The 855-nt window shown below is 59.6% G+C and carries 1 pseudogene; it reads right to left on the bottom strand.

The window, feature by feature from the left end:
• Positions 1–3: 3 nt before the first annotated feature.
• Positions 4–828 (bottom strand): annotated as a pseudogene (locus tag GKO01_RS16440) (IS5 family transposase); the annotation flags it as partial.
• Between the last annotated feature and the right edge of the window lie 27 nt (positions 829–855).

The raw sequence follows: 855 nt of genomic DNA, 5'->3' as shown, positions 1-855 counted from the left end.
CTAGGTTTCGTGGACAAAGGGTATCCACTGGAGGACTGACACGAGATTGACAAAGCCGAGGTAAGATTCCTTGGTTTTGTCGTATCGGGTTGAGATGCGCCGCCAGTTCTTGAGCTTGTTGAACAGACGCTCGACGAGGTTGCGCCAGCGGTATTTTTCGCGGTCGTGCGCGATAGGATCGCGCCGGTTGCTCTTGGCGGGGATGACCGCTTCGACGTCGGCTTTCGTCAGCTCCTCACGGATGGCGTCGGCGTCATAGCCCTTGTCGGCCAGCAGCGCCTCAATCTTGTCTGCGATCATGCGGAACAGCGGACCGAAGCCCTGGATGTCGTGGGTCTGCCCTGGTGTCAGGACAAATCCGAGCGGGCGGCCTTTGGCATCGCATCGGGCGTGGAGTTTGGTGCTGAAGCCACCGCGCGATCGGCCAAGCGCCTCGGTCTCCTGATCCCCTTTTTTATGCCGACGGCACAATGATGTGCCCGGACCACGGTGCTGTCGATCATGTCGGCGGTGACGTCGCGCTCCACCATTTCAGCCAGCGTTTCCAGCATCGCGTCGAACACGCCAGTTGTAACCCAGCGCCGATAGCGGCGGAACACGCTGTTCCACTTGCCGTATTCGTCTGGCAGATGTCGCCACTGCGAGCCTGTCCGCGCAATCCACATCATGCCTTCGAAATAGAGGCGGTTATCCTGCGCCGGCCGGCAACCTCGACCATGTTCAGACGGCAGAAGTGCACCGATGATCGCCCACTCGTCGTCCGCCAGTCCAATCCGCTCGCCCAACGCGGCCTCCAAAAGACAGCCTTGAATCAAGGCATGGGTCCACTGTCAACCTTTGTCCACGAAACCTAAT

Origin of the sequence: Gluconobacter kondonii, from assembly GCF_002723995.1 — a bacterium.
Taxonomy (GTDB): Bacteria; Pseudomonadota; Alphaproteobacteria; order Acetobacterales; family Acetobacteraceae; genus Gluconobacter; species Gluconobacter kondonii.
Note: the sequence above shows the minus strand (reverse complement) of the source record. Positions and strands in the feature narration are given on the sequence as shown.